Raw genomic sequence first — 26,804 nt, 5'->3', positions numbered from 1 at the left:
TTCTCTGCTTTTTTTGTTAATCTTCGGAATTGAACAATGGTGGCTTCATTGGTCCCCACGCGACGATAGATTATGAACCCCGTCAGGCCCGGAAGGGAGCAGCGGTAGTAATTGATTCGGGCGCCGAGGTGTGGCTTCTGAAGCTGCCGCCATATTACTAAAGAATGTCTATGAGTTATCTTGCGCTGGCGCGTAAATGGCGGCCACGTTCTTTCTCGCAACTGGTTGGCCAAGAACATATTAATAAAGCCATTAGCAAATCACTGGCCCAGCAACGTATTCATCATGCCTATCTTTTCACTGGAACCCGCGGCGTGGGGAAAACCAGTATCGCGCGCTTAATGGCCAAAGCACTTAATTGTGAACTAGGTGTCAGTGCCGAACCCTGCCTTTCCTGTGATACATGCCTCGCCATTGAGCAGGGCCGGTTTATCGATTTGATTGAAATCGACGGCGCCTCAAAAACACGTGTTGAAGACACTCGTGAACTTCTGGAAAATGTACAATATGCGACAACGACAGGCCGCTACAAGATCTATTTGATCGACGAAGTTCATATGCTTTCGCAGCATAGTTTTAATGCCTTACTCAAGACACTGGAAGAACCCCCTGCACATGTCAAGTTTTTGTTAGCGACCACCGATCCGCAGAAGCTGCCTGCAACTGTTCTATCCCGTTGCTTACAATTCAATCTTAAACCATTGCAGCCTGCGGTTATCATTAGTCAGATGGAACTTATTCTTAAAGAAGAAAACTACAGTTTTGAACATCAGGCTCTTGAGATTATTGCGCGAGCGGCTAAAGGCAGCATGCGGGATGCACTTAGTATACTTGACCAGGCTATTGCGACTGCTGATAATCATTTGACCGCTGAAATTGTGAAAAGCCTTTTAGGACATACAAAACAAGATTATGCCCTGCTGCTGCTGCAAGCTTTGCTTGCTGAAGATGCGGGAAGCATTATTAAAATAAGCCGCCAGATTGCTGCCGAAGGGGGGCATTTTATTTTTGTTCTTGAAGAACTGATCAATCATCTTCACCAGATTTCGGTCAGCCAGGCGTTATCTGGTTCTCATCCTTTGCTTGATTTTCCAGTTGAGACGCAAAGCCTGTCAAAGCAAATAACACCAGCAGATGTGCAATTGTTTTATCAGATTGCCCTTAAAGGCATTGATGAGATTCATTTGGCTCCCAGCCTTTTAATCGGTTTTGAAATGACACTGCTCCGCATGCTTAGTTTCAAGCCGGTTACCTCCCCTGTCATTCCTCCGCTTACAGGTGAGCAATTAGAGTCAGCTCCCCTTTCCAGAACACCAGAACCGCTTAAGGCTTTTGCCCAAGCAGAGGAAATTTCCCGGGATGAGCCAGGACCATCTGAAGATATTGCAATTCCCCCGCAGGAAATTGTCATGCATTTAGAAGAAACACCCGTTAAGGCCATGCCTTTACCTTCAGAGGCTCAGGAGGTTGCAATTAATACAGCTCCGACTCTCGTCGAGGAAAACTGGGCGCAAATTATACCCCAGTTAAAATTGAGCGGACTAGCCCTGACTGCAGTAGAAAATGCTGAATTTATTAAACGCAGCGACAAGGATATTTTTTTGCAAGTCGCCAAGGGACACCACTCCCTGTTTTCGCCCGGGATTACACAACGAATAGAACAAACTCTGTCTGCATTTTATAAAACCAATATCCGTATTAATCTGAGTGTTCAGGAAACCATACAAAGTTCACCCGCGCAGGTTAAACAAATAGAGCAAACAAAAAACATGCAGGAAGCAGAAAAACACTTAGAGGAAGACCCTTTTTTACAACAGTTAATTCAGGAGTTTTCCGGAGAGATCGTCAAAAATTCTATTGTACCTAACAAAGATACATTATAATTAGTTAATCAACTTGAATGAGGTAGCTACACATGGATATTAATCAAAATCTTGGCAATCTAATGAAAGAAGCCCAAAAAATGCAGCAAAAAATGCAGGAAGCACAACAAAAATTGAATTTGCTGACCGTTAGCGGCGAATCTGGCGGCGGCTTGGTGCGTATTAAAATGAAAGGCAACCATGATGCGGTCGAAGTAAAAATTAATCCTTCCCTGCTTGATGAAGAAGTTAGCATGCTGGAAGATTTAATTGCAGCAGCTATTAATGATGCCAATCGTAAAGTTGAAAAAGCATCTAAAGAAGAAATCAGCCAACTGACTGCCGGACTGAATATTCCAACCGATTTCATGAAAGAAAAAGACAAGGAATAATAAGTTTTATGAATGCGTTGACCAGGCTAGTTGAGGCACTGCGCTGTTTACCAGGGGTGGGTCCAAAATCCGCCCAGCGCATGGTTTTTCACCTGCTGCAACACCAGCGTCAACGCGGCCTGCATCTTGCTGCCTGTCTGGAGCAAGCCATGCAGCAAATCAGGCATTGCGAACGTTGTAACAATTATACAGAAACCGAATTATGTTCATTATGCCGTGATAATGGCCGTGAGCACACTGTCTTATGTGTCGTTGAAACACCTGCTGATGTGGCTGCAATCGAACAGAGCAGAGTGTTTAAAGGAAAATATTTTGTACTCATGGGTAAAATTTCCCCACTTGATGGATTGGGTCCTGAGGACATCGGCTTGCCGCGCTTACGCCACCTGGCACTGTCAGAGCAAATTGAGGAAATTATCCTTGCCCTGAGTCCATCGGTTGAAGCTCAAACCACCACCCATTTTATTCGAGAATTGTTTAGCGACTGCAGCATTCGCATCAGTCAGCTGGCACGGGGGATCCCCTCTGGCGGCGAGCTGGAGTTCCTGGATGTCACTACTATTGGTAATGCACTACGTAATCGAGCCCTTGTGAATGAGTAAAAGCCTTAGAATTACAGTTCTTTTTTTATTGCTTTTTATAACAGGTAATATCTTTGCCTCTTTCAACAAAAGCTTATGGCCTATCTGGGAAGTTAACAATCCATTGTCCAAAGCAGTTATTCAACATTCAGAATGGCAGGAATTTCTGCAAAAACATCTCATTACCAATGAAGAAGGAATCAATCTGATTGATTATCCCAATGTCAGGGAAACCGATCGTCTGCTATTAAAAAAATACATTGAGCGAATGTCAGGCATTAATATCAGCGAGTACAATCGAGCAGAGCAACTCGCTTACTGGATCAATGTGTATAACGCAATAACCGTGCATACTGTTGCCAGTTATTTCCCGGTAAACAGCATCGATGAAATCAATATCTCGCCCGGTTTATTCAGTATTGGACCCTGGGGGGCCAAACTGATTACTGTCAATAATATTTCATTATCTCTGGACGAAATTCAGAATCGTATCATTCGCCCTATATGGAATGACTCTCGTTGCCATTATGCCTTGAATAATGGCGCGATTGGTGCTCCAAACCTGGGGAAGCAGGTTTATACCGGCGAAAAACTGGAACAGCAATTAAATCTGGCGGCCTTTGACTATGTCAATTCTTTGCGAGGCGTGCAGGTTATTGAGGGTGAATTGGTCGTTTCCAAAATATACGACTGGTTTAGTGAGGATTTTGGGGAAACCAAACAAAATGTAATTAATCATATCAGGCAATTTGCCAAAGAACCGCTAAAACATCAGTTAAAGCATGTTAATACCATCGACAATTATGTTTACAACTGGCATTTGAATACAACTGTTAAAAATCAGGCGGGTTAAGATTACTTGCTATTCCAGCCTTTCAAGCTCAGAATGCCATTAGGGTTAACGAATATTCTACTCATCGGATGGTAACGCGTTTTAGGCAGATTATAAAACAGGGCATTTATAGCTTTGCAGGATTTAACCTGTTATTTCTCTTATTCCAACTTATTTACAGCTTCTCGTTAAGTGCCAGTTTTATCCACGCTGTAACCTTGCCCTGGAAAGTTTATGCAGAGTTAATTGCCGCCTTTTTGCTGCAAATTATCCTGCACGCTCTCCTGGCTCTGTTTCAGGTTTTCTTATTGTGGGGAATTACACCGATACCCATCTCCCAAAAGCACCTGGACCGGCGCATTCTTACTATCCTAATCACTTCTCTGAGTGCCATTCTAAGCCTTAACTGCTATTTTTTTCCCTTAAGCGCCTTTAGCAAATTGTTTGTTCCGGGACTTCCGCTCTTTCTGATCACTACAGCCCTTCTGATCTCATTGGGCTTATTATTGCTGGCAAGTCTGATTAGCCTTTATCGACTCTGTTTGCTAAATACAAAAGTGAGTATCAGCATAACAATATTACTGATTATTCTACTCCTGCCCTGGCCAAAAAAAGAGACCCGTTTCAGCACCAGTAAATCGCCCAATATTATCATTATCGGCGTCGATTCTTTAAGTCCAGACCAGGTTAGCAAGGCTCATACCCCATTCATCGCTCAATTTCTTGACAAGAGCGTGCATTTTACCAACACGGTCAGTCCTTTGGCGCGAACTTATTCTGCCTGGGCAAGCATTTTAACCGGACTTCATCCACTTCATCATCGCGCCAGAGAAAATCTTATCTCAAAGAAAGAAATTGACAGTGCCGCAAGCTTTGCCTGGACTTTGAAGAATGCGGGGTATCAAACTATTTTTGCCACAGACGACAGACGATTTAATAATTTGGGGGAAGAGTTTGGTTTTCAAAAAATTGTCGGCCCTAAAATTGGCGCCAATGATGTACTGCTAGGCTCCTTTTATGATTTTCCGCTCAGCAATTTTCTAATTAATTTTCGCCTTAGCCGCTGGCTGCTTCCTTACAATTACATGAATCGCGCCGGACATTTTGCCTATTATCCCGAAACCTTCGATAAGGAATTACAGCACTCCATTCTTGAGCTTAATACTAAAAAACCTGTTTTTTTAGCCGTACATTTTACCTTACCTCATTGGCCCTATGCCTGGGCAGCCTCTTCTGCAGCACAAGTTAAAAATGAATATAGTCTGGAAGAGCGGGAGGGACTTTATTTTACAGCGCTGCATAAAGTCGATCAGCAAGTTAAAACATTGGTTGAGTTCCTGCAAAAAACCGCAATCACTGATAACAGTCTTCTTATTTTATTAAGTGATCATGGTGAAGTCTTATATAAAAAAGGCTCCAGGAAAATCGATCCCCGGCTATATCAGGGCACCGGCTCAAGTCGCCTCGAGTCCTATTTTCCTCAAAAAACCGCTACTGAATTACAACGCAGCGCCGGACATGGCTCCGATTTATTAAGTCCGGACCAGTTTTTCTGTGTTCTGGGTATGGTAAGTTTTCAGCAGGGGGCAACCATTAGCCCAGTAAAAACTGTGCAGGACCGTGTGGTATTAATGGACATCGCACCCACTGTCTACTCTTATCTTAAAATTCACCCAACCTTGGTATCTGACGGCGTATCACTGGCAGGTTTTTTAGGAACACAAACCCATTTGAATGAGCAAAGCCGACCGGTTATGCTCGAAAGCGGATTTCTACCCAACTCTGCTCTAAGTAATGAAAAAGCAGTCGAATATGGCAAACTGCTTTTCTGGGTGAATCCACAAACCGATGATCTTGAAATTCGTCCCGATCGCTGGCCGCTTATCGATGCAATGAAGCTTTATGGAATATTGGATGGCGATTGGCTGCTTGCTCTTTATCCCGATAATGAGACCTATATTACGGTGATCCTGAATTTAAAAACCGGGGAATGGACTGATGAGGCCCAGTCGGCTTTCGCAAAACACTCACCGAGACAAAAACTGCTCGAACAATTGCTTAATTTTTACCAGAAGCAATTGTCAAGTTATCCGCAAACTCCGCCAGCGTTTAAAGAGATGCCGAAGATTTCTAATCCTCCCACATGAACGGGGTGACGACCGCCCGCGGAAGGCTTGTCTATCCCTGCTGAAGCTTTTCCAAGGACTTAAATAATGTCTCCAGCCTCGAATTCTTATTCATCTCTGGTGATGAATAAAGCGTCAGAATACGGCTTAGAGCCTGCAGGTTTCGCCTTCCAGGCTTTACTACTGTATCATGTTTGAAATCAGGGTAAGCCGCCATTAGAATATGGCGATTTTTTAATTCGCATAGTAAAGCGGCCATCAAGTCTTCCATAACCTGGTAGACACGAATGACTGCTAATCGCTCATTTTCCTTGAGCAACTCCACATCACGAATCATCTGACCCTGCGCCGCAGCCTGTAAAGTTCTGAGCAAATAGCGTGTATCTTTATTTGAAAAATAACCATACAGGTCGATACATTGCTCTGTGCTTAGCTGCTGATAGAGAATAATCATTTGCTGTAAAAATTCATTGCCTTCCGGTTCTGATACAGGAGAGACCAACTGACTTCGCAGATACATAGCGGCGTCAATCAGGCGATTGGGATTAAACCAGTATTTATACGCACGAAACAAATCATTAAGGCCCTGATGGATAAGATCATTGGTGGACAGGAAATTGGGCATTTCGCATTGCTGGAGAGCCGCCTTGATAATTTCTCTTGTCATCTCATTTATTTGAACGCAAATCCCGGGAGGTAATTCATCTCCATGAAAAAGATAATCCTGCACGGGATTATAGCCACGCTGTTTTAGATTATGCAAAATCGTTTGATGAATGACCTCGATAAAATAATGTAACTGACAGAGCGTATTTTTAACTTCGATTTCCTTTTCGGTACTCAATCGATTTCCGTATAACAATCCCGGTTGCGTTTTATAAAAAAACAGGGCATTGACCAGCTCGACATATTCAGGATCAGTCAATTGCTGATAAAAACCCAGACAATCGCGTTCGTTTAAATGCAAAAACTGCTCTTTGGCCATACTGACCTTGTCATTAAAGCGATTGGCAAAATGAATAATTGCGCCAAGCCATTCACTAACGGATTTCGCCTGTATTATTTTTCTCAGTAAGGGAGCCAGCAGTTCATTATCGCCGCAATTACCCTTTGGATCGTGGTCAAGGACCAAGGCTATTAAATTCCTGTAGTAAAATAATAAGCTATCAACGCTTCGGGCTTCATTTTCATCAGTACTGCCCTGCCTCCATTTAATGCGGCATTTTTCAATTCTGGCAATACATTGTGAATAAATTGTTTCAAACAAAAGCGGTGACTCCCAAACGGGATTAGCTACAGAGGAGTTCAGACGGGATAATTTTTCATACAGTCCAATTAGCTGATGGCAATATTCAACAATACTGCTCGTTTTGTAGGACGGGGTCGGCGACGATTCCAGCAAAGGTTTCAGCTTAGCCTCGTTAATTTTAATCGCATATTTTAATTCAGCCTTTAATCGGCAATTTTCATCAATCAACCAAGGTAACGGTACATGCATGGTTTCTGTCATCCCTTACCTCCTGCCCCCTCTCTGAAAGTATTGCTAAACTGTAACTGTGTCTGGCCTCACTGCCATTAATTTAGGAATTATTGTAAGTTGGGCCCTTGGCCTAATGGCGCTGCCTTAAGGCCTTCACCACTACTCTCTACGTCCCTCGGCTTGTCCCTGAGAGATGGTCACAAAATTTAACCATCCTATTAGAGCCTACGTAGGTAAAGTCTTAAAGCATTATCCCCCATTCCCTATGTCCCTCGGGCGCTTATTATTGATTGTAGCTTAGTCCCAAGGCTTTGAACAATAACAATTTTCAGTCGAAAATGAAGGTCCAGACTCCTTTAACACGCGATGAAATTAAAGTGTAATAGGTATATAATTGTCAAAATACTGTCTGTTGAAAATTACTGGAGTTTATTTATGCCCATGCATCGCAAGTCCCTGCTTTTCATTGACGATGCGCTCCCGGAAAGCCAAATGGCTGATTATTTTAATAAATTCAATTTTAATATTGTCTCGATTAAGAGCTTGTCAGAACTTGAAACAACTTGTGAAGTGCCTGTCGCCTTGCTTATTTCGGCAACACTTCTTGAAGCAAACCCGGCCAAAATTCATCAGATCTATGAACGTTTCAATGTGCCGCTAATTGTTATCAGCAATCAAGTCAATGAAAAACTCTGTGTAAACATGCTTGAAGCCGGAGCTGATGATTTTCTGGTTAAACCAATTCATCCGCGCGAATTGCATGCTCGTATCGGAGCGATCAGCCGACGAGTCGCAAGGGCAAATCAAAATGCAGAAGCAGAAAAAGAAGTATTACTTTTTTCAGAGTGGCGTCTTTATCCAGCATCTCGACAGGTTTTTAGCAATGATCACCATGAGCTTCTGTTAAGCGCGGGGGAGTATGACCTGCTTCATGCATTCGTTCGGCAGCCGCAGCAAGTCCTGGGGCGAGAGTTTTTGTTACAGATCACCAAACACTCCGATCTCCATCCATTCGATCGCCGTATTGACGTTCAAATTAGTCGTTTAAGGCAGAAAATTGAACTGGATGCCAAAAAACCCGCCCTGATAAAAACGATTCGTAATGGCGGGTATTTATTTACAGCACCGGTCGAAGTGCTGAAAGAGTCAGTGGAATCCCATTAAAATACCTTATCAATAAGTTGTCCAATCTCTACCGTAGTTGTGTTAGGATAATCCATCCTCGCTCAGATATTACCAATGATTAGAGAGTCCGATGATGGCAAATTTTAGAGTTAAGCCAATTCGATTAACCAAAAAACACATCCTTTTTGTGATATTGTCTCTTGTGATTATTGCCTATTGGCTTTTTCATACAAGCTCTGCCAAGGACAATAGCAACCCGGTAAAAGTAGTTGAAACACTGACATTAAAAAAAGCCGATATTCACGAGACCATTCATTTACTAGGTACTATTAGGCCCAAGCATGTTGCGGTGTTAACCGCAAAAGGCAGCGGAATTCTCGATATCATGGCCAACCCCGGCGAAACAATTTCCAAAAATGGATTAATTGCCAAAATCGATAATCCAGATAATGAAAAATCCCTGCAATTATCAGAAACTGCTGAGCAAATTGCTCGTCAGCAATATCAGCGCCTTGCGGATCCCGCGTTGATTAAAAAAGGCTATGTCAGTCCGAAAGAGGCCGATGAGCAAAAACAAATCTGGCTTACCGCCCAGAAAGAATTAGCTCAGGCAAAGCTTGATTTGGACAATCTGCGTTTTTATGCGCCTTTTGATGGCGTGATTGGTGTCTACAAAAAACGTGAAGGCATGCAAGTCACCCAGGGAGATGCAATCGTTACTATCTATGATCCCAAATCGCTGGCCGTCGATATCGATCTGCCTTGCAGCACCCTCCCAACAATACGGGTGGGGCAACCCGTGAAATTATTGAACCGGAATTATAAACTTTCCCATGTGCAGGCAATGCTGGATGAAGAAACGCACATGTGCCCTGCCGATATCGACATTGTTTGCAAAGATTGTCTGATTGGTTCAACCGTGGAACTGGATTTGCTTGTACGCGAACAGAAAAATGTAATCGTGGTACCCTCATCCGCCATTTTTCTCCGAAATGGCGCTCCATTCGTCTACATTCTTGATAATGGAAAAATCAAACTGGCATCCATTAAAACGGGACTCAAAGATAAATCGACGGTAGAAATTACTGAAGGCTTGCAAGAGGGGCAGAAACTGATTATTAAAGGGCAGGAGCGCCTATATCCAGGAATGTCAGTCAGTGAATTCAAACCACAGCCAACAAAAAATGCCTCATTATGAAAATCACCAGTTATTTCATTAAACATCCGGTCATAACCATTATTCTTAACGCACTCGTTGTGGTAGTGGGGTTACTGTGCATTCAGTCGCTCTCACTCAGAGAATATCCTGACATCACCTTTCCAACGATCAGTGTTAGTACCAATTACCCCAACGCCAGTCCGGATTTGGTCGAAACCGCTGTTACCAATATACTTGAAGACAATTTATCAGGGATTGAAGGTCTGGACACCATCACCTCTCAATCACAAAGCGGCTCTTCTGAAATCACTCTGAGCTTTCGCACCGGCACTCCGATGGACAGAGCATTAAGCGCCACCCAGGACGCGGTAGGTCTGGCGAAATCCTACTTACCCGCCGAAGTAAAATCCCCCCGCATCGAGCGCCAGCGCCAAAATACTGGTCTGCCATTTATTGGAATCGCGATTGAATCCAGGACGTTAGCTTTCGCCGATCTCACCCATTTTGCCAATCTCCGCTTAAAAAATGAGTTTCGCAGTGTTCCAGGCGTTTCATCAGTGAGAGTATGGGGACAGCCTTATACTTATAATATCAGCCTTGATCCTAAAAAATTATACGCGTTTGGCATCAATGTAGATGAGGTAATGAGCGCCCTTGAACGAAGCCGTGTTTCATTACCGGCAGGTAATTATCAAAACAAAATACCGAGCACCCTGAACTCTGACTTAAAATCTGTTGAGGATTATGAAAACCTGCTCATCAAAGCAGATAAAAAACATCCTGTTTTTTTAAAATCAATTGCCGATATTCAATTGATGAGCGATAACAGCCAGTTTCGAGTGCGCGTCAATGGCCATTCGGGTATCGTATTATCCATCAATCGCGCGAATGACGCCAACCCTATTGAGGTTTCCAGGCAAGTTCGAGCGACCCTGCAGGCGGTCCAGCAAAGCCTCCCCTCTTCAGTCCATGCCAGTATTATTCTGGATCAATCGCAATTTATTAATGCCTCTTTGCATAATATTCAATCGGCAATTCTTGAAGCAGTCATTTTGGTTCTTATTATTGTTTTTCTTTTCCTGAGAAATTGGCGTGCCACACTCATTCCTCTGGTAACCATTCCCATTTCATTGCTCGGCGCTATGATTTTTCTAAAGCTGTTCGGTTTCTCGATCAACTTAATGACGCTCTTAGCAATGGTGCTTGCGATAGGCTTGGTCGTTGATGATGCCATCATTGTTCTGGAAAACATCTGGCGTCACATTGAAAAAGGTGAAACTGCATTGAATGCGGCAATACTGGGTGCCAAAGAAATTGGCTTCGCCATTATAGCGATGACCTTTACCCTTGCCAGCGTTTACATGCCTTTTGCTTTCATTGATGGGATGCTTGGCCAGTTATTTGTTGAGTTCGCGGTGGCTTTGGCCGGCAGCGTTTTTGTCTCCGGCATGGTGGCTCTTACCTTATCACCGCTCATGTGTGCAAAATTTCTGGGTCATCATGCAACGCCCCGTTGGCCTCAAATTGACACACTGTTGGCAAACCTGACAAAACGGTACAACCATGCGCTTACGCTTGTCCTCAGCAAACGCTGGTTTGCAGCACTGGCCTCAATCCTCACCATCAGCATTTGCATTCTGTTATATTATAATACCCCTGCAGAAACCGCTCCCAAGGAAGATCGCGGCCTGGTTGGCATTTATACGCCGCCTCTTAGCAGCGAATCCCTGGATGATTTGGATGAAAAAGTCAGTGCGTTTGAAAAAACCACTAACGCCATCAAAGAATCGGATTACAAATTAACTTTTATGGGTGATTGGGGCGCTAGTATTTTACTCCCGCTGAAACCTCATTCTCAGAGATCACAATCGGCAGAGCAGATCGTTGAACATCTGCGCCCACAGTTTAAAGACATTCCCTCCGTAGATCCTTCCGTGTGGAGCTGGAATACTGGTTTGCCAGGGATTGATGATGCAGGCCAGGGAGCTGAACTTTCTCTGATTATTTCAACACCTGACAGCTTTCGTGATTTATTTGATCATGTTGAAAAATTAAAAGCGGTGCTCGACAGCAGCGGACAATTTGAATCTGCAAGTTACGATTTACGTCTGGATACTCTCGGTTACTCCATTGAGCTCGATAATAATGCCTTAAGTAAACTGGGATTAACCCCCGCCCAGGTCGCCAAAACCATTGAAGTGTTTTTCAGTGCCGATAAATCACTTACTTTTCAAAAAGATAGTGTGCTTTACAATTTAACAGTTAAAGGCAATCGTGCTCCCTGGACCTTAAACGAGCTTTATCTAACCACCCCGGAGGGCAAGCGGGTTTCCCTGGGAGCATTTACCGCTATGAATGCTAAATCCCAGCCAGCCACCCTTGAACACTATAAGCAAATGCGCTCCACCACCTTGCATGTCCAGTTTCCTGCCAAGAAATCTATTGATAAGGCAATGAAGCAGTTATGGAAATTATCCAAAACTGAATTGCCTTCCCAATACAAACTGACCTGGAGCGGTGCTGCAAAAGCGTATAACGAATCGTCTCATACCATGCTGTTCCTGTTACTTTTATCGATTTTGTTTATTTATGCCATTTTGTCGATTCAATTTGAAAATTTTATTGATCCGCTAATTATTCTATTTACCGTACCCCTAGCCTGTTCAGGGGCCTTAGCCGCTACCTATTTCTCCGGGCAATCACTGAATGTCTATTCACAGGTGGGTTTAATCACTTTAATTGGGCTGATTAGTAAGCATGGTATTTTGATTGTGGAGTTCGCCAATCAGCTTCGTGCGAAAGGGCTTGCTGCCCATGAGGCCGTGAGGCAGGCTTGTACTCTTCGCCTGCGTCCTATATTAATGACAACGGGGGCGATGATTTTTGGTGCAATCCCCTTACTGCTATCCCAGGATGCGGGCGCTGAGTCACGACATGCAATTGGAACAGTGTTAGTCAGTGGCCTGGCAATCGGCACTTTGTTTACACTCTTTGTACTGCCCGGTATTTATCTGCTGATCAACAGCAAACGCAAAGACAGGGTTAAATCCTGAAGCTCAGTGCCTCAGGGTTTGACTTTGGTTTCGCTCGTCCTGTTTACTTTTCGTATTCTTGCCGTTTTAACCATATTATCCCCTACCCTAAGGATCTCGATTTGAAAATCTTCAATTTGCAGGCAACTATCAGCTGTAGGAATATAACCCAAATGCTCAATAATAAGTCCACTGAGTGTGCGCGGCCCAATCATGGGTAATTGCCAGCCTAAACCGCGTTTCAAATGCCTGAGAGTGATGCTGGCGTCGACAATAATAGTCTCTTCATTTTCCTGCACAATGTCTTTACTCAGGGCGGCGATGTCCGTTGTAAATTCACCAATCACCTCTTCGAGAATATCTTCTATTGTAACCAGCCCCTGCAAATCACCATATTCGTCCACCACGAAACAACTGCGCTTTTTTTCCTTGCGAAAATTCAAAAGCTGCACATTTAAAGGCGTGGCCTCGGGAACAAAATAAGGCGCGTCCGCAATTTTCAATAGACTGTCCTTGTCCAGCCTTTCTTCAAGAACAAGATTTAACACATTGCGCACGTGCACCATTCCAAGCAAATCATCAATGCTGTGACGAAACAGAGGCAGGCGGGTATGCTGAGCCGTTTCCAGCTCATCAAGAATCTGATGCCAGGGCTGCTCCAAATCAATGCCAATCACATCAGCCTTGGGTATCATGATGTCTTCAACGGTCGCCTCTTCAAGATCCAGTAAACTAATCAGCATCCCCTGATGCTCGGCGGGCAATAAACCGCCCGCCTCATTAACGACAGAACGCAACTCCTCAGCGCTTAAGGCTTCTCGCTGAGCTTTATCCAGAGAGATACCAAACAGACGTAAAATCCAATTAGTGATAGTGCTAATCAGATAAACCAGCGGCGCCAGAATTTTTTGTAGAAGCAACAATGGCAAAGAGGAGCGAAACGCTACCTGCTGGGGATGCAATGCCGCCAGCGTTTTGGGAACCATTTCCGCCAAAACCAGAATAATCAAAGTGAGTACAAGGGTCGCCAGGGCGACCCCGGCATTTCCGTACAGCCTCTGACCTATCAGAGTAGCAATCATGGAGGCCGTGATATTGGCAAAGGTATTACCTATTAAAATCACTCCCAGCAATTTATCGGGACGTTGCAGCAACCTGGAAACCCGAACAGCCTGGTGATGATTCGTTTTAACCCAATGCTTCAGGCGATACCGATTAATCGACATGATGCCGATTTCCGTTCCCGAAAAAAAGGCGGAAAGCAGGATCAGAATAAAGAGAATAATCGATAATGTGACCAGTGAAAACTGCACTTGGATTCCTTATCCGGTTAAATAACAAACCGAATTATACTCTTTATAAAGTAAAGATTACACAGAGGGAAACACCTGTGGTACTATGATTATTTTTGAAATCAGGCAGACATTCCATGTTTGATAATTTAACCAAACGGTTGAACCAGGCGTTCAAAACGCTCACTGGACAAAGTCATTTTACCGAAGAGAATACACAGCAGGCGCTTCGCGAAGTGCGCATGTCCTTACTGGAAGCGGATGTTGCTTTACCTGTTGTTAAACAATTTATAGAGAAAGTCAGGGAAAAAACACTTGGCCAGGCAGTCGATGATAAACTCAAGCCCGAGCAGGCACTGATCAAAATTGTTCATGATGAATTAATTATCATTCTGGGCAGTGAGCGCTCAGAACTGAATTTTAAAACGCAACCCCCTGCTATTTTTCTTATGGCTGGTTTGCAAGGTTCCGGTAAGACAACCACTTCAGCCAAGCTCGCTCGTTATTTAAAAGAGCAAGAAAATAAAAAAGTCATGCTGGTGAGCGTAGACGTCTACAGACCTGCGGCCATTGAACAGTTGCAATTACTCGCCGAACAGCTTGATATTGCTTTTTTCCCAGCGCAGGCGCATGAAAACCCGCTCGATATTGCTCAGCGCGCGCTCGATAATGCTAAAAAACAATATATGGATGTGGTTATTTTCGATACAGCAGGCCGTCTGCATATCGATCAGGACATGATGGACGAAATCAAAGCATTGCATCAAACGGTCAAACCCGTTGAAACTCTGTTTGTCGTCGACAGCATGACTGGGCAGGATGCAGCCAATACCGCCAAGGCCTTTCATGATGCCCTTCCCTTAACAGGTATTATCCTCACCAAAACCGATGGTGATGCCCGTGGCGGAGCGGCTTTATCCGTGAAGGAAATCACTGGTCAGCCCATTAAGTTTATGGGAACTGGCGAGAAAATTGATGCCCTTGAACCTTTCTATCCTGACCGTGTCGCGTCCCGGATTTTGGGTATGGGCGATATCCTGACGCTGATTGAAGAAGTTGAGCGTAAGGCGGATAAAAAAAGCAGTGAGAAACTGGCACAGAAACTCAAAAAAGGGAAAGGCTTTGATCTGGAAGATTTCAAGCAGCAGTTATTGCAAATGAATAATATGGGCGGCATCAGCAGTATGATGAGCAAACTACCCGGCATGAGTCAGCTGCCACAGCAGGCAATGTCGCAAGTGAATGATAAAGCATTGGCAAAAACAATTGCTATTATTAATTCGATGACCAAAAAAGAACGTCGCCTGCCCAAGATTATCATTGGCTCCCGCAAGAAGCGCATTGCAGAGGGTTCAGGCACACAGATTCAGGATGTTAACCGCTTATTGAAACAATATGAGCAAATGCAGAAGATGATGAAGAAAATTTCCAAGCCGGGCGCCTTAAAACAAATGATGCGCGGCTTGGGCGGCCTTACTGGAATGAAGGGTATTTTACCCGATGATTTCAAATAATTGTCAGAATGTCTTCACATGTCGTGTGAATTTTCGTACAATACACGGCATTTTTACGTAACCACTCTTAGAAGAGGAAAATAATGGTCGTTATACGTTTATCAAGAGCTGGCGCTAAAAAGCGTCCATTTTATCACATGGTTGTTACAGACAGCCGCAAACGTCGTGATGGAAATTACATTGAACGCATTGGTTATTTTAACCCGGTCGCTCAGGGACAAGACATTCGTCTCCATATCGAAATGGATAAATTAACGCATTGGTTAAACGTGGGTGCACAATTATCCGATCGCGTAAGCGCTCTTGTTAAAGAACATAAGAAAGCTGCTAACGCTGAATAATGTGAGTGATTTAACTGATTGGATAATTGTAGGTCGTTTTGGTCGAGTTCATGGCATAAAGGGCCTTATTACGGTACATTCCTTTACTGAACCCCGTAATAATATTCTTGACTATGCTGACTGGCATATTTCTATCGCCAAACAGTGGCAACCTGTTGAGCTGTCACAGGTTGAACTCAGCGATAAACACATTCTCGTAAGAGTAAAAGGTTACAATGAGCGAGAAGAAGCGGCCAAACTGACCAATGTGGAAATTGCGATAAGCAGCAAGCAATTACCCGTGCTAGAGCCAGATGAGTTTTACTGGCACCAGCTTGTTGGGCTGAAAGTTATTAATCAATCCAATGAGCTATTGGGTACAGTCAGCGAGGTGATTGCGACTGGCTCTAATGATGTGCTGATTGTAAATGGTGAACGCCGTCATCTGATTCCCTATTTACCTGGTCATTACGTTATAAAGGTCGACTTAAGCCAGCAACAGATTCTGGTTGACTGGGATGCGGATTTTTAATGTTGCATCTTGGTGTGATTAGCCTCATTCCGGAAATTTTTGACAGTTTGAGCTATGGTGTAACAGGACGGGCGCTTGAACAAGGCCTTGCCCGAATTGAATACTGGACGCCGCGTGATTGGGCAAAAAGGCCTTATCGTCAGATTGATGACAAGCCTTACGGAGGCGGTCCTGGAATGGTTATGATGTATGAGCCCCTGCATGCCGCAATAGAGCATGCCAAAACGGCTCTGCCTTCAGGGTGCCGTACTATTTATTTGAGCCCGCAGGGCAGGCAGATTAAACAGAACGACCTGATTAGAATTGCCCAGGAGAAAACCCCTCTGCTTTTTATCGCAGGTCGGTATGAAGGGATAGACGAGCGAATTATCCAGCAGCACGTCGATGAAGAGTGGACGGTTGGCGATTTCGTAATGAGCGGCGGAGAATTAGCCGCAATGATTTTTATTGATGCAATTTTGCGGTTGCTGCCCGGCAGCTTGGGGCACGCGGGCTCAGCAGAGCAGGATTCATTTATGAATGGCTTGCTAGATTGTCCGCATTATACCCGCCCCGCGCTGGTTAACGGGCAGAAGGTTCCAGACGTTTTACTGAATGGTAACCATCGAGAAATTGAACGCTGGCGACGTAAGGCATCTTTAGGAAATACCTGGTTAAAAAGACCGGATTTATTAGAAAAAATCGAATTAAACGATTTGGACAGGGAATTACTGAGTGAATTTCAAAATGAACACAGTGATTCCTGCTAAAAAACGGAGCATTTTTCTACTGCAGCATACTGTTTGCAGCATTAAAAGGCTTTTAAAATGAATGCTCTCACGGAATAACCGAGAGAAGTAACAACCGGCAAGCTATGGACATCGATATATACCTGAGCTTGCAGCGACAGACCATACTTGAGGAGTGATGATTCATGACTAACATTATTGATCAGCTGAATGCCGAGCAAATGCAAGGCAAAAATATTCCTGATTTCAGCCCGGGCGATACCGTTTTAGTACAAGTAAAAGTAAAAGAAGGTACTCGTGAGCGTTTACAGGCCTTTGAAGGGGTTGTAATTGCCAAGCGTAACCGCGGTTTAAACTCAGCCTTCACCGTGCGTAAGATTTCTCATAACGTCGGTGTAGAACGTGTATTCCAGACTTACAGCCCAATCGTCGACAGCATTACTGTCAAACGCCGTGGTGATGTTCGTCGTGCCAAATTATATTATCTGCGTGATCTGGCTGGCCGTGCTGCTCGTATCAAAGAAAAATTAAGCAGCCGCAAAGACGACTAAGAGCAAGATGAGGCCTGTTGCCAATCAACTGACCTGCTTGCCTGAATTACCGCTCCATCATGCCGCGACTTGTCGCGGCATTCCTACATCTGGATCAAAGAGATCTTCACCTATTTACCAGGCGTTGTTTGCGCCAAAAGCCGTCTTTGCGAGCGTTAGCGAAGCAATCCATCTCCTTACTTTGTTCAAGTTTCGACCTGGATTGCTTCACTTTGTTCGCAAAGACAACAGATTAGTTGCTTGATTCTATTTGCGCAACAGCACATGGTGGAGGTCACAGTGTAGGCATTAGATAGAAAAAGCCCTGATTCCGCTTTGCATGCTCAGGGCTTTTTTAATCAGATGGATAAACCCTCTTTCTCCGCTGGGGCTTGAGCTTTATTGCCCTTATTCTCTGGCTTGTTATGGAAAAGGGAGAAATATTGGCGCGCCGTGATTGGATCCACAACAGGCTCAGCAATTACCTGCTTATAGGCCGCATGTTCATCCATTGCCACATCCGTCATTTGTTGATGACGAATGCCTTTCATATATTTGCGATGCATATCATGACAAATGGCTATAATGTTATAACTCGATTGGGCAGAGGGCTGATGATCAAGGGATTCCCTATCGAATTCATCGACAGCCTTAATACCTAAATTAGCAAGTTGTCGCATGCCGGTGTTGTCTTCGATTTTTTTAGGCCCCCAGAAACCTTTGTAGATTAAGGTGGTTATGCCTCGGGTAATTGGCTTGAGCAGCCAGGTCAGCGGGGTGGTCGCAATTTCTATCGCTCCCCTGACCAGACTGAATATCCCGTCCAAAAATCGCCAGGGATTCAAGCTCAGCAAGCCGACCAGCGTTTTAAGTAACCCACTGCCTACATTCAGCAACCCAACCAGGGGTTGTCTTAAGTCTTGTTTGAATGGATGCCATGAAGCAGATGTTTTATAAGGTCTGAAAAAGTCCGTAAACAGTTTAACAGTCTTTTTAAAATGATGAGTTAAAGGAATATATTTCCAATCACCCAAACCGACAGGATCATAGCTGCGATGCGGGTATTTACGCCATTGCTTTTCTCTGCTCACCTGATGCGCAGGGGCCTGCTGTAAATTAAAATACGCATTAAGCAACTCTTCAGATGAGTCAATGTCGTCCATCCATGAAATGCCCTTTACCTTTTGTACGGCTTCCATGATTCGCATTGGAGCACGAATATTGCGGCGGCTGTACTGGGACACTTCATGCACTTTTTTAGGTGCATAAACTTCGGTAAACCAGGTTTGATACTGATTGAGACTGAGCTCGAATTGTTCTTCATTAGCAAATCCATTATCAATATGCTTTTTCATCTGCTCAATAAAAATTGCAGTCGCCTCGTTTCCGGCGTTCAACCCCTTGAAATAGGAAAGTCCTAATTGGGCATCACCAGCCAGCTTAACATGGACTTTGGAGCCGTCTTTTCTTGCGACCTGCGTACTGATTTGTTTGGCATAAGTCGCCGGCGCTTCGTTGACGCTAACCCGCACCGAGTTCCAATCGATGAGAGAGGAATCTTCATGGCATTTTTCAATTTTAAGCTCAAGATAGCGGGTGAGAAAACTACGAATATCCTGAGGAAGATTCTTTGCCTGCTCGTTGTTTTTAAGATGAATAGGCTTTTGCGAGGTAGCGATGGACTTCAAACGATCAAAGACTTCTTTTGAAATCATCATTTGCATGGTAACAGGAGTTTGACCTTTTGCGAAATGCCCCACATATTCGCTGGCAATCATCCCGCCACGCGCCATATTCTGATAAAAGTTGACGGCTGCAACTTCTTCATTTTTATGTGAACCATTGACTTCGTAACGAAGCTGCAATACATAGTCAAATTCCTCCTTAACCTGATTATCTTCTCCAAAAAAGTGTTTACTGACGACGCTGTGAGTTCCATCCGCGCCAAGGATCAGCTTGGCCTCAGGATGACCTTCAAGAATCTTTTCTTCAATATTTTCCGGCGTGATGGCCTCGTGGATAATCCTTGTAGGCTCGCATCCTTCTTCACACTCCAGAGCCAGCTCTTTGAATATTTTTTCAAGTTCGCTAGTGCGAATATGCGGATCTTTTTTAAGTCGGGCCAGCAGAGGTTTAAGTGTTGGATGCTCCTCGGTTCCCGTCGCTTTCATTAATGAGTCCAGGTGTTGCCATTGCATGCTAAGCGTATGTTTGCGCTGGTATTCCGTATATTTTTCATAAATGACAATGCTTAAGTCGGGATTTAACTTCTTCATGGCCCAGGCATGAGCCAAACCAATAGGACCCGCACCCACTATAACCACATCTACCATAACTACACCACGCCAACTGATCAAATGTTGCTCTATTATACATAACAATGTTCAATAATCAAGCAGATTGAGATTGTGAAAGCACAGGCTTTAAGATTGGGGACCTTCCGATGAAGCGCGAAGAGAAGACGAGTCACAGCCAATGATACTTTGCAAACAGTGCATACCAAAAAACAAAAGCTGATTTTGTTTGTCAGCAATAACCTTCCCCAGGCTAAAAGGCGGTTGCAACCTTTTCAGATAATTAAATTCCCAGTCTAGCGGCTGTTGTGCCTTTATTTCATCAAGCTGTAACCTTATCTTATTCCAATCGATTTTGTTGGCCATTGAAACTCTGAAATACTCATTCAGAATTTTAACTAATCCAAAACGCACCGCAGTTACTTTCGCCTCATCGGCACGGTTCCTGGATGTAGGTGAAACCTGTTGCTCAAGCGGATTTTCTTCTTTTCCAGTGTTAAGGGAGTCGAGTGCTTTTGATAATAAATCTGCATACTCATTACAAAGGTCACAGTAGGGCTCAAGCGACTCAATATTTGCCCTCAACTTTTGAATTTCGCTGTTTCCCTTAAGTTCCTGAACTTCTTTTAGCAGTTTTTGCGTGCGTTTATCGAGCTCCTTATATTCTTTACGTAAAAATTTACTGTTAGCTTCTGCAGACAAAGCAGGGCATTGTCTTTCCATATGCTTAATTACGGCAGCGTTGTTCCAGGACTCATTCGACCCCCAGTCTTCATTAGTCGCATAGAACATCAGGAGCTGGTGTTTGAAATAAACCATATATTGCAAAGCGGCACTTATAAGATTAGTGCAGCCATATCCCGCAGCCCCCTTGAAAAGATTGACCCCTTGCGCCGCATAAAGCAGTTCAATATGCTTCATATCTTCAGGACGAAATCCATAGCGAATTAATTCAAAGACGCCTATCGGCAGCAAATCATCTCCTCCTCCCGCTTTGACACCGCATTTTTTTTCGAGATAAGCCGTCCAGTCCAGCGCACGGAGATAGTCACCATCCCTTAGAAAATCGAGATAATCTTTAGTCGTTAATGTCACGTTGATACTCCTTGCAAAATCAATCATCCCGTTAAAGAAATAATGACAACCGCCGATATTAAGTCAAACAATAATAAAAAAAGAGCCTGCCATGAAAAAAAGTATAGCGATCCTTTTGTTCATCTTGCCAGTTTCCTTAACATTTGCAAACTGTGATCCTGGTCGATTTCGCTGGGAGTGTGATTTACCCTTAAAGCCCAAGCCTTCAGCGTCTGCCCATTCACTGGTATATTGTGGAAACAGTTACGGTTATATGAGCACAGCTCAGTATGATATTTTGTCTCGCTATCATCGGCGAAGTATCAACATGGTGCTCAAAATTAATGGTGAATACGTCGACAGCCCCTGTATTCCAGCAGAACGATAGCCACACTGGTTAATTCAGATATAATAGGCTTTTTTCTATTCGGATATTAAGTGGCTCAACTGATCAATGAACAGCCTGTCAGAATTATTAGGAAGTCAATTAAACATCTATATTTAAGAATTAAGGCGCCGCATGGTGAAATCATCGTCAGTGCACCGCATAGAATGAGCGATGCCGCGATTGAGCAATTTTTACAGAGCCGCCAGTCCTGGATTATTGAGAAGCATAAAGAGGTTGCCGGGCGCTCACCTCAGCAACCTCTTGCTGCAAATCAGATTAAATTTCTGGGAAAAGTTTACTCTCTTGTGCAGAATGGAAGCTCAGGCAATCAAGTTCTCGGTATCGTTAATGAACAATTGCATTTCTCGAGCACTTTAAATAACGCTCAAAATCTTACCAGGATACTGGATAACTGGTATCGGCAGGAGCTTGGGCGTTTAATGGATACTCTGTTAAACAAATGGCAACCGATCATTAAGGTGTTTCCCAAATTCCTTGGCATTCGCGCGATGCGAAGCCGCTGGGGATCCTGCAATACCAGCAAAGGCCGCATCTGGCTAAGTCTGCATTTGATTCATCATCCACTAGCGTGTATTGAATATGTTTTTGTGCATGAAATGGTTCATTTGATCGAAGCAAGTCATAACCATTATTTTAAACAGCTGATGACGCAATTTTTACCAGACTGGAAAGAAAGACGAAACCTTCTCAATGGCAAATAGACTAATCTCGGCCCTACGCTAAAACTTCTCGCTCTCTTTAGCAAAATGGACTATGATTTCTGCTTTTTTCGAGGCAGTCGCAATAATTATTGTGTAAAGCTCTCGTATTTCTGGATGTTCATGGTCGATTCAAATCTGATTGATAATCTTTGTAATCAAGGGTTTCATATAATTGAGAACTTTCTGGGCGAAGAGCATGCCAGGCAACTTAGAACCAATGCCTTGTGCGGAGACGCTGATCAACGTTTTAAACAAGCTCGAGTAGGTAATTCCTCTGTTAGCCGGCAGCAGGAAATCAGAGGGGATAGTATTCTCTGGCTTGATCCCGATGAATTTGATTTGGCGGTAAACTATTATTTTCAGAAAATAAACCAAATCAGCCGCGAATTAAATAATGTCCTGTTCATGGGCTTGAATCAGTTTGAAACCCATTATGCCATTTATCAGCCCGGCACTTTTTATAAAAAGCATGTGGATCAATTTCAAAATAACAAGGATAGGCGTATTTCCTGTGTTTATTACTTAAATGAGGGCTGGAAGGCTGAAGATGGCGGAGCCCTGAAGGTGTATAACCAGGAAGAACAACTCCTGGTATCGATTTTACCTCAGGCTGATCGCTTCATTTGCTTTACAAGCGATCTTCCTCATGAAGTGGAGCTGACCCATCAGACCCGTGTCAGCATTGCCGGATGGTTAAAACGAGTAAGTACTCAACAAATTATTAATTCAGTCTGTTGAATTTATTTGCCGGTTGCTATTAAATGGATTGATGGGCTATTGCCGCATCAATCCAGGGAGCCGGAAATGAGTGTAAGCAAAGAGTTTATTTCGTTATTTAACGATTTAGTTGAGCAATACGGAAACAATAACCTGAGCCGGTATTTAAAATGGAATAAAGATACTCATGCTGATACGATCCTTGAAAATCTTAAATTTCTGCAAAGTTGTTTTGTAAAAACCCCGGATATTTTTGACGAAGACGACCTGCTCAATTTTTTAAAACACTCCGCTGTTATGTTGTTTAGCCAGGACCCTATTTTTCTTGCCCACATGGGCACATTCACTAATAAATATGCAGAGATCACACAAGAAGACCATCATATTGGCGTCACCCTCTCAATTAAATTCAATACTAAAAATTCCAAAGTCAGCCTGATTGGTAATTTAATGCAGGCGATATCCAGAGAGAGAGAAGCCCATTGTCTGGAAATAGAAGTCTATAAGTTAAAAATTAAGGAGCTGGAGGCTGAGAAAGCCAAGCTCTCTAATGAAAAACGTGAATTACAAACTCATAATGAAGAACTGGAGCGGCACAAAAATGACAATGAGGCAGAGTTGCATTCATTAAGAGAAAAAGTGACCCGCTATGAACATGCCTGGGATATGATTGAAGAAGCCAGCCATGCAGTTAACTTACAAAAAGTTATTGCAAATAGCCCCGCACCTCAACGGGTGCCTGAACCGATAATCAAGGTAGACAACTCGCCGGTTAAACAGCCGCCCATCCTCTCGCCTCCGCCGACAGGCTCAGATTTACCGACCAAACTCTCACCTGTTTTAAAGAGTGAAACAGAAGTTGAACCGCCAACCCAGCGCAAAGCACCACCAGCACCGCCTGTGCCTCCGCGGCCATTAAAAAAAGAAGGGGAAACCGCCAATACAAAACCCCCTTTAAAATTAAAGAAATTAGCCTCAAAACCAGGGCAACCACAATTTTTTGCCACTATGCAAGATGAGCTGAATTTTGTACTTAAAGCCAGGAGTTCTGCTCCAGTAAAAGAACCGGAAGAAAAAAAAGGGGAAAAAAAAAATTCCTGCCCGAATGGATCACGCCTGAGTTTATGAGCAAAATGGAGCAAATCAGGCAGGCCAACATTGATGCGGGATTAACAAACAATGATACCGACGATGAGTTTGATGAATTTAGTGAAGATCGCAATTCATTACAGCCGAGGTAAGCATTCGCTTTCGATTCTGCATAAAGCCGCGTTGCGGCATCAGAATCAAGCAACTAACCTGCTCTTTGTGAACGAAGTGAAGCAATCCAGATCGAACCTTGAACAAAGTTAAGAGCTGGATTGCTTCGCTGACGCTCGCAAAGACATTTTTCTTGCACCTACGATCATTCATGCAATAACGCTGCATAAAGTGCGAAACGGGGTAGCATACACTAATAGTGCTTGCTATTCGCTCCATTCAACGTTATTTTTCCTTTTCAATAGGCCACATTTTCATAATGAATTTGTTCACGGAACCTGGCAATGAACGCTTTGGAAATTAGACAATTACGTAAAATCTACGGCAATAAAGTTGAAGCATTAAAAGGAATTGACCTGACTGTAAAAACAGGCGATTTCTTTGCTTTACTGGGAGCTAATGGAGCTGGGAAATCAACCACTATCGGGCTTATCACCACATTACTAACCAAATCCTCCGGCAGCATTCGCATTTATGGTTATGATTTGGATGAACATCCCTATCTTGCCAAATCCTGTCTTGGTCTGGTTCCTCAGGAATTTAATCTTAATATTTTTGAGACCTGCGAGCAGATTTTACTTAATCAGGCTGGCTTTTACGGGATTTCACGCTCTACGGCGAGACCGCGGGCGCATTTACTGCTTGAACAATTGGGAATATGGGAAAAACGCCGCAGCATAGTGCGGCATTTATCAGGAGGTATGAAACGCCGACTGATGATTGCAAGAGCCTTAATGCATCAACCGAAAGTGCTCATTCTGGATGAACCAACCGCCGGAGTTGATATTGAAATTCGGCGAAGCATGTGGGACTTTCTGAAACAAACGAACGCGGAAGGGACAACCATTATTTTGACCACCCATTATCTCGAAGAGGCAGAGCAGCTCTGCAAACACATTGCAATAATTGACGAGGGGGTGATTATAAAAAACACCTCGATGCGCAGTTTGCTAAATAGCTTGAATCATCAGACCTTTGTATTTAACACACAGGAACCCATCGAACAATTACCCGTAATGCCGCTGTTTGAAACAAGCCTGATTGACTGCACGACTTTTGAGCTACGAGTGAATAACAGTGTCTCGCTGAATGAGGTATTCGCAGAACTTTCGGCGAATGGGATTAAAATTCAAAGCCTTCGCAATAAAACCAATCGGCTTGAAGAACTCTTTCTGGATTTAATCAATCATGACCATTAATCAACAGTTGATTGCTTTTTATACCGTAGTAAGACGCGAGCTAGTGCGTATGTTTCGCATCAGCTCACAGGTGTTTTTGCCGCCGGTTATCACCACAGCATTGTACTTTTTAATTTTTGGAACCTTGATAGGCCCGCGAATTGGAAACATCCAGGGGGTCAGCTATCCCGAGTTTATCGCCCCTGGTCTGATTATGATGACAGTCATTACCAATGCCTATGGCAATGTATCGACTTCGTTGTTTACCGTTCGCTTTCAGAAAAGTATTGAAGAAATCCTGGTCAGCCCGATGCATGATGGCCTGCTGCTCCTGGGATATGTAATTGGCGGTGTGCTTCGCGGTGTCATCGTCGCCTTTCTGGTTTTTCTGGTGTCCTGGTATTTCGTGCCTATTGATCCGCACCACCTGCCGCTGACCTTGCTTGTAGTGCTGCTGGTTTCTGCCATCTTTTCTCTGGCGGGTTTTACCAATGCAATGATCGCCAGAAATTTTGACGATGTCATGCTAATCCCTACTTTTGTGCTGACTCCCCTGACCTATCTGGGAGGGGTGTTCTATTCGACCGCTATGTTGCCCACATTCTGGCAGAAGCTTTCTCATTTAAATCCTATCCTTTATATGGTCAGTGCGTTACGCGGCGCAATGATTGGCAAACAAGAGATGAGCATGTCTTTGTCGATGTGCATTATTTTTGTCTTGATCGTACTATTAATTGCAGCTAATATGATATTACTGAAAAAAGGGGTCGGATTGCGTGAGTAAAACCTCACAAGGGAGGTCAGATGGCAGCAAATATTTTGACAAGCTATGGGGATGAGCTCGCACGCTTCATCAGAGAGCACAAGGAAGATGAACAAGTTTGCAAGCGTGCTTTGGAGCTCAAAACTGACCTGGAGAAAATTACCAGCCCCGAGGCGGCCCTGGAGCTATTTCGCAACTACAGCAAGAATAAAACTAATGCCAGCCAATTTACTCATTTTGCTCCTCTGTCGCTTTCGGGTATAGTTCAACGATGGGAAAGGGTGTTGACCACAAACGAGGCCAATAGAAAAGCGACCCGCAGTAAAATCGCAGAAATTGCTTTAACGCCAGAAGCTGAGGCATTACGTAAACTCTGCCTTGAGTTACTGGACAATAGCCATTGTATTCTGGAATGCCGCTTTAATGCAGTCATCGGACGATTAAACAAACCCGAGTTTACGGTCTTGGCAGATTATATGCTCGCTCTGGAAAACGCAGCGTTTCCAGTAATACTAAGACCAGGTGATATACTCGCGAGAACTCCCAGAAACTCTTTGCATGCTCAGGGTTTGCAATGGATGGCTAATATCTCAGCCAAATACTCTTTTCGGCATTTGCCGGAACATGCCTTAAACAGTGACGCCAATGATTTCATGCAAGACGTTTTAATTGTTTACAACAATATTTTTCCGGTTCCAAGCGTACAAACAGTTCAACAACCGGATGAGGACGATGAACGGCCCTGCTGCATAGTCTCCTAAACAATAGCATATTGGGATAATTACGATCTGATAATCCCAATATGTTTATATTAAACCCATCTCCAAATTAAAGTTCATTCCCACTACAGGGATTAGAGTGACTTTGCTACACTATAAAATCGAGCTGCTTATTCCCGTAATA

Annotated in this window: 24 protein-coding genes and 1 other RNA gene; 21 read left to right on the top strand and 4 right to left on the bottom strand. The window is 43.7% G+C overall.

The features are described from left to right. Positions 1-46 precede the first annotated feature (46 nt). From ffs to DYH61_RS01570, 6 genes are all read left to right on the top strand, one after another. Positions 47-143: signal recognition particle sRNA small type (gene ffs, locus DYH61_RS01595), an RNA gene on the top strand. 27 nt (positions 144-170) lie between these two features. Then, complete coding sequence (dnaX, locus tag DYH61_RS01590; RefSeq protein ID WP_058508010.1) at positions 171-1,883, top strand: DNA polymerase III subunit gamma/tau; 1,713 nt, start codon at positions 171-173, stop codon at positions 1,881-1,883. A gap of 32 nt (positions 1,884-1,915) precedes the next feature. Continuing rightward, positions 1,916-2,254: a YbaB/EbfC family nucleoid-associated protein gene (locus DYH61_RS01585; RefSeq protein WP_058508009.1), complete on the top strand. Its 339-nt coding sequence runs from the start codon at positions 1,916-1,918 to the stop codon at positions 2,252-2,254. Positions 2,255-2,262: 8 nt separating this feature from the next. Beyond that, positions 2,263-2,856, top strand: coding sequence for a recombination mediator RecR (gene recR, locus DYH61_RS01580; protein ID WP_058508008.1), 594 nt, complete (start codon positions 2,263-2,265; stop codon positions 2,854-2,856). Beyond that, positions 2,849-3,688, top strand: a complete 840-nt coding sequence (locus DYH61_RS01575) for a DUF547 domain-containing protein (RefSeq protein ID WP_058508007.1) — start codon at positions 2,849-2,851, stop codon at positions 3,686-3,688. The genes recR and DYH61_RS01575 overlap by 8 nt, the downstream gene beginning before the upstream one ends. A 197-nt stretch (positions 3,689-3,885) precedes the next feature. Then, a complete protein-coding gene (locus tag DYH61_RS01570) occupies positions 3,886-5,814 on the top strand; it encodes a sulfatase-like hydrolase/transferase (protein ID WP_160037288.1) in 1,929 nt (642 codons plus the stop codon). A gap of 31 nt (positions 5,815-5,845) precedes the next feature. Here DYH61_RS01570 and DYH61_RS01565 read toward each other — a convergent pair whose 3' ends face one another. Next, positions 5,846-7,303 carry a hypothetical protein gene (locus DYH61_RS01565; protein WP_058508005.1) on the bottom strand — a complete coding sequence of 486 codons (1,458 nt, stop codon included), beginning with the start codon at positions 7,301-7,303 and terminating at the stop codon, positions 5,846-5,848. Positions 7,304-7,708: 405 nt separating this feature from the next. Between DYH61_RS01565 and DYH61_RS01560 the strand changes: the two genes are divergently transcribed. From DYH61_RS01560 to DYH61_RS01550, 3 genes are all read left to right on the top strand, one after another. Next, on the top strand, positions 7,709-8,437 hold the full coding sequence (locus DYH61_RS01560) for a winged helix-turn-helix domain-containing protein (protein WP_058508004.1): 729 nt from the start codon (positions 7,709-7,711) through the stop codon (positions 8,435-8,437). Positions 8,438-8,528: 91 nt separating this feature from the next. Further along, positions 8,529-9,596, top strand: a complete 1,068-nt coding sequence (locus tag DYH61_RS01555; RefSeq protein WP_065236164.1) for an efflux RND transporter periplasmic adaptor subunit — start codon at positions 8,529-8,531, stop codon at positions 9,594-9,596. Next, entirely contained in the window at positions 9,593-12,610 is a 3,018-nt protein-coding gene (locus tag DYH61_RS01550) for an efflux RND transporter permease subunit (RefSeq protein ID WP_058508002.1), read from the top strand. The genes DYH61_RS01555 and DYH61_RS01550 overlap by 4 nt, the downstream gene beginning before the upstream one ends. Positions 12,611-12,621: 11 nt before the next feature. Here the strand turns inward: DYH61_RS01550 and DYH61_RS01545 are convergent, their stop codons facing one another. Beyond that, on the bottom strand, positions 12,622-13,902 hold the full coding sequence (locus DYH61_RS01545; RefSeq protein ID WP_058508001.1) for an HlyC/CorC family transporter: 1,281 nt from the start codon (positions 13,900-13,902) through the stop codon (positions 12,622-12,624). A 116-nt stretch (positions 13,903-14,018) separates the two neighbouring features. Between DYH61_RS01545 and ffh the strand changes: the two genes are divergently transcribed. From ffh to rplS, 5 genes are all read left to right on the top strand, one after another. Continuing rightward, a complete protein-coding gene (ffh, locus tag DYH61_RS01540; RefSeq protein ID WP_058508000.1) occupies positions 14,019-15,395 on the top strand; it encodes a signal recognition particle protein in 1,377 nt (458 codons plus the stop codon). 83 nt (positions 15,396-15,478) lie between these two features. Next, positions 15,479-15,736 carry a 30S ribosomal protein S16 gene (rpsP, locus tag DYH61_RS01535; protein ID WP_058507999.1) on the top strand — a complete coding sequence of 86 codons (258 nt, stop codon included), beginning with the start codon at positions 15,479-15,481 and terminating at the stop codon, positions 15,734-15,736. Position 15,737: 1 nt separating this feature from the next. Then, positions 15,738-16,247, top strand: a complete 510-nt coding sequence (gene rimM, locus DYH61_RS01530; RefSeq protein ID WP_058507998.1) for a ribosome maturation factor RimM — start codon at positions 15,738-15,740, stop codon at positions 16,245-16,247. Beyond that, complete coding sequence (trmD, locus tag DYH61_RS01525) at positions 16,247-16,996, top strand: tRNA (guanosine(37)-N1)-methyltransferase TrmD (protein WP_058507997.1); 750 nt, start codon at positions 16,247-16,249, stop codon at positions 16,994-16,996. Before rimM ends, trmD begins: the two co-directional genes overlap by 1 nt. 164 nt (positions 16,997-17,160) lie before the next feature. Continuing rightward, positions 17,161-17,526 (top strand): 50S ribosomal protein L19, encoded by a 366-nt coding sequence (rplS, locus tag DYH61_RS01520; RefSeq protein ID WP_058507996.1) that lies wholly within the window; start codon positions 17,161-17,163, stop codon positions 17,524-17,526. A gap of 338 nt (positions 17,527-17,864) precedes the next feature. On the opposite strand, the gene DYH61_RS01515 is transcribed toward rplS, so the two are convergent. After that, complete coding sequence (locus tag DYH61_RS01515) at positions 17,865-19,838, bottom strand: FAD-dependent monooxygenase family protein (RefSeq protein ID WP_058507995.1); 1,974 nt, start codon at positions 19,836-19,838, stop codon at positions 17,865-17,867. 90 nt (positions 19,839-19,928) lie between these two features. Then, entirely contained in the window at positions 19,929-20,894 is a 966-nt protein-coding gene (locus tag DYH61_RS01510; protein ID WP_058507994.1) for a hypothetical protein, read from the bottom strand. A gap of 91 nt (positions 20,895-20,985) precedes the next feature. On the opposite strand from DYH61_RS01510, the gene DYH61_RS01505 reads away from it, so the two are divergent. From DYH61_RS01505 to DYH61_RS01475, 7 genes are all read left to right on the top strand, one after another. Then, positions 20,986-21,261: a hypothetical protein gene (locus DYH61_RS01505; protein ID WP_058507993.1), complete on the top strand. Its 276-nt coding sequence runs from the start codon at positions 20,986-20,988 to the stop codon at positions 21,259-21,261. A 50-nt stretch (positions 21,262-21,311) separates the two neighbouring features. Beyond that, a complete protein-coding gene (locus DYH61_RS01500; protein ID WP_058507992.1) occupies positions 21,312-21,983 on the top strand; it encodes a M48 family metallopeptidase in 672 nt (223 codons plus the stop codon). Between the two features lie 120 nt (positions 21,984-22,103). Continuing rightward, complete coding sequence (locus tag DYH61_RS01495; protein ID WP_058507991.1) at positions 22,104-22,721, top strand: 2OG-Fe(II) oxygenase; 618 nt, start codon at positions 22,104-22,106, stop codon at positions 22,719-22,721. Positions 22,722-22,787: 66 nt separating this feature from the next. Next, complete coding sequence (locus DYH61_RS01490) at positions 22,788-23,828, top strand: hypothetical protein (protein ID WP_058507990.1); 1,041 nt, start codon at positions 22,788-22,790, stop codon at positions 23,826-23,828. Positions 23,829-24,244: 416 nt separating this feature from the next. Then, positions 24,245-25,159 (top strand): ABC transporter ATP-binding protein, encoded by a 915-nt coding sequence (locus DYH61_RS01485; protein ID WP_058507989.1) that lies wholly within the window; start codon positions 24,245-24,247, stop codon positions 25,157-25,159. Beyond that, entirely contained in the window at positions 25,149-25,922 is a 774-nt protein-coding gene (locus DYH61_RS01480; protein ID WP_058507988.1) for an ABC transporter permease, read from the top strand. Before DYH61_RS01485 ends, DYH61_RS01480 begins: the two co-directional genes overlap by 11 nt. Positions 25,923-25,942: 20 nt before the next feature. Beyond that, positions 25,943-26,662 (top strand): hypothetical protein, encoded by a 720-nt coding sequence (locus tag DYH61_RS01475; RefSeq protein ID WP_058507987.1) that lies wholly within the window; start codon positions 25,943-25,945, stop codon positions 26,660-26,662. Positions 26,663-26,804 lie beyond the last annotated feature (142 nt).

The sequence above is a fragment of the Legionella quinlivanii genome (assembly GCF_900461555.1).
GTDB classification, from domain to species: domain Bacteria; phylum Pseudomonadota; class Gammaproteobacteria; order Legionellales; family Legionellaceae; genus Legionella_C; species Legionella_C quinlivanii.
The sequence above is the reverse complement of the archived record's forward strand: the minus strand, read 5'-3'. Positions and strand labels throughout refer to the sequence as shown.

Excerpts from the sequence above, each read along its gene's own strand:
- dnaX (WP_058508010.1), top strand. The coding sequence starts at position 171 with ATGAGTTATCTTGCGCTGGCGCGTAAATGGCGGCCACGTTCTTTCTCG.
- DYH61_RS01585 (WP_058508009.1), top strand. The coding sequence starts at position 1,916 with ATGGATATTAATCAAAATCTTGGCAATCTAATGAAAGAAGCCCAAAAA.
- recR (WP_058508008.1), top strand. The coding sequence starts at position 2,263 with ATGAATGCGTTGACCAGGCTAGTTGAGGCACTGCGCTGTTTACCAGGG.
- DYH61_RS01575 (WP_058508007.1), top strand. The coding sequence starts at position 2,849 with ATGAGTAAAAGCCTTAGAATTACAGTTCTTTTTTTATTGCTTTTTATA.
- DYH61_RS01565 (WP_058508005.1), bottom strand. The coding sequence starts at position 7,303 with ATGACAGAAACCATGCATGTACCGTTACCTTGGTTGATTGATGAAAAT.
- DYH61_RS01560 (WP_058508004.1), top strand. The coding sequence starts at position 7,709 with ATGCCCATGCATCGCAAGTCCCTGCTTTTCATTGACGATGCGCTCCCG.
- DYH61_RS01555 (WP_065236164.1), top strand. The coding sequence starts at position 8,529 with ATGATGGCAAATTTTAGAGTTAAGCCAATTCGATTAACCAAAAAACAC.
- DYH61_RS01550 (WP_058508002.1), top strand. The coding sequence starts at position 9,593 with ATGAAAATCACCAGTTATTTCATTAAACATCCGGTCATAACCATTATT.
- ffh (WP_058508000.1), top strand. The coding sequence starts at position 14,019 with ATGTTTGATAATTTAACCAAACGGTTGAACCAGGCGTTCAAAACGCTC.
- rpsP (WP_058507999.1), top strand. The coding sequence starts at position 15,479 with ATGGTCGTTATACGTTTATCAAGAGCTGGCGCTAAAAAGCGTCCATTT.
- trmD (WP_058507997.1), top strand. The coding sequence starts at position 16,247 with ATGTTGCATCTTGGTGTGATTAGCCTCATTCCGGAAATTTTTGACAGT.
- rplS (WP_058507996.1), top strand. The coding sequence starts at position 17,161 with ATGACTAACATTATTGATCAGCTGAATGCCGAGCAAATGCAAGGCAAA.
- DYH61_RS01515 (WP_058507995.1), bottom strand. The coding sequence starts at position 19,838 with ATGGTAGATGTGGTTATAGTGGGTGCGGGTCCTATTGGTTTGGCTCAT.
- DYH61_RS01505 (WP_058507993.1), top strand. The coding sequence starts at position 20,986 with ATGAAAAAAAGTATAGCGATCCTTTTGTTCATCTTGCCAGTTTCCTTA.
- DYH61_RS01495 (WP_058507991.1), top strand. The coding sequence starts at position 22,104 with ATGGTCGATTCAAATCTGATTGATAATCTTTGTAATCAAGGGTTTCAT.
- DYH61_RS01490 (WP_058507990.1), top strand. The coding sequence starts at position 22,788 with ATGAGTGTAAGCAAAGAGTTTATTTCGTTATTTAACGATTTAGTTGAG.
- DYH61_RS01485 (WP_058507989.1), top strand. The coding sequence starts at position 24,245 with ATGAACGCTTTGGAAATTAGACAATTACGTAAAATCTACGGCAATAAA.
- DYH61_RS01480 (WP_058507988.1), top strand. The coding sequence starts at position 25,149 with ATGACCATTAATCAACAGTTGATTGCTTTTTATACCGTAGTAAGACGC.
- DYH61_RS01475 (WP_058507987.1), top strand. The coding sequence starts at position 25,943 with ATGGCAGCAAATATTTTGACAAGCTATGGGGATGAGCTCGCACGCTTC.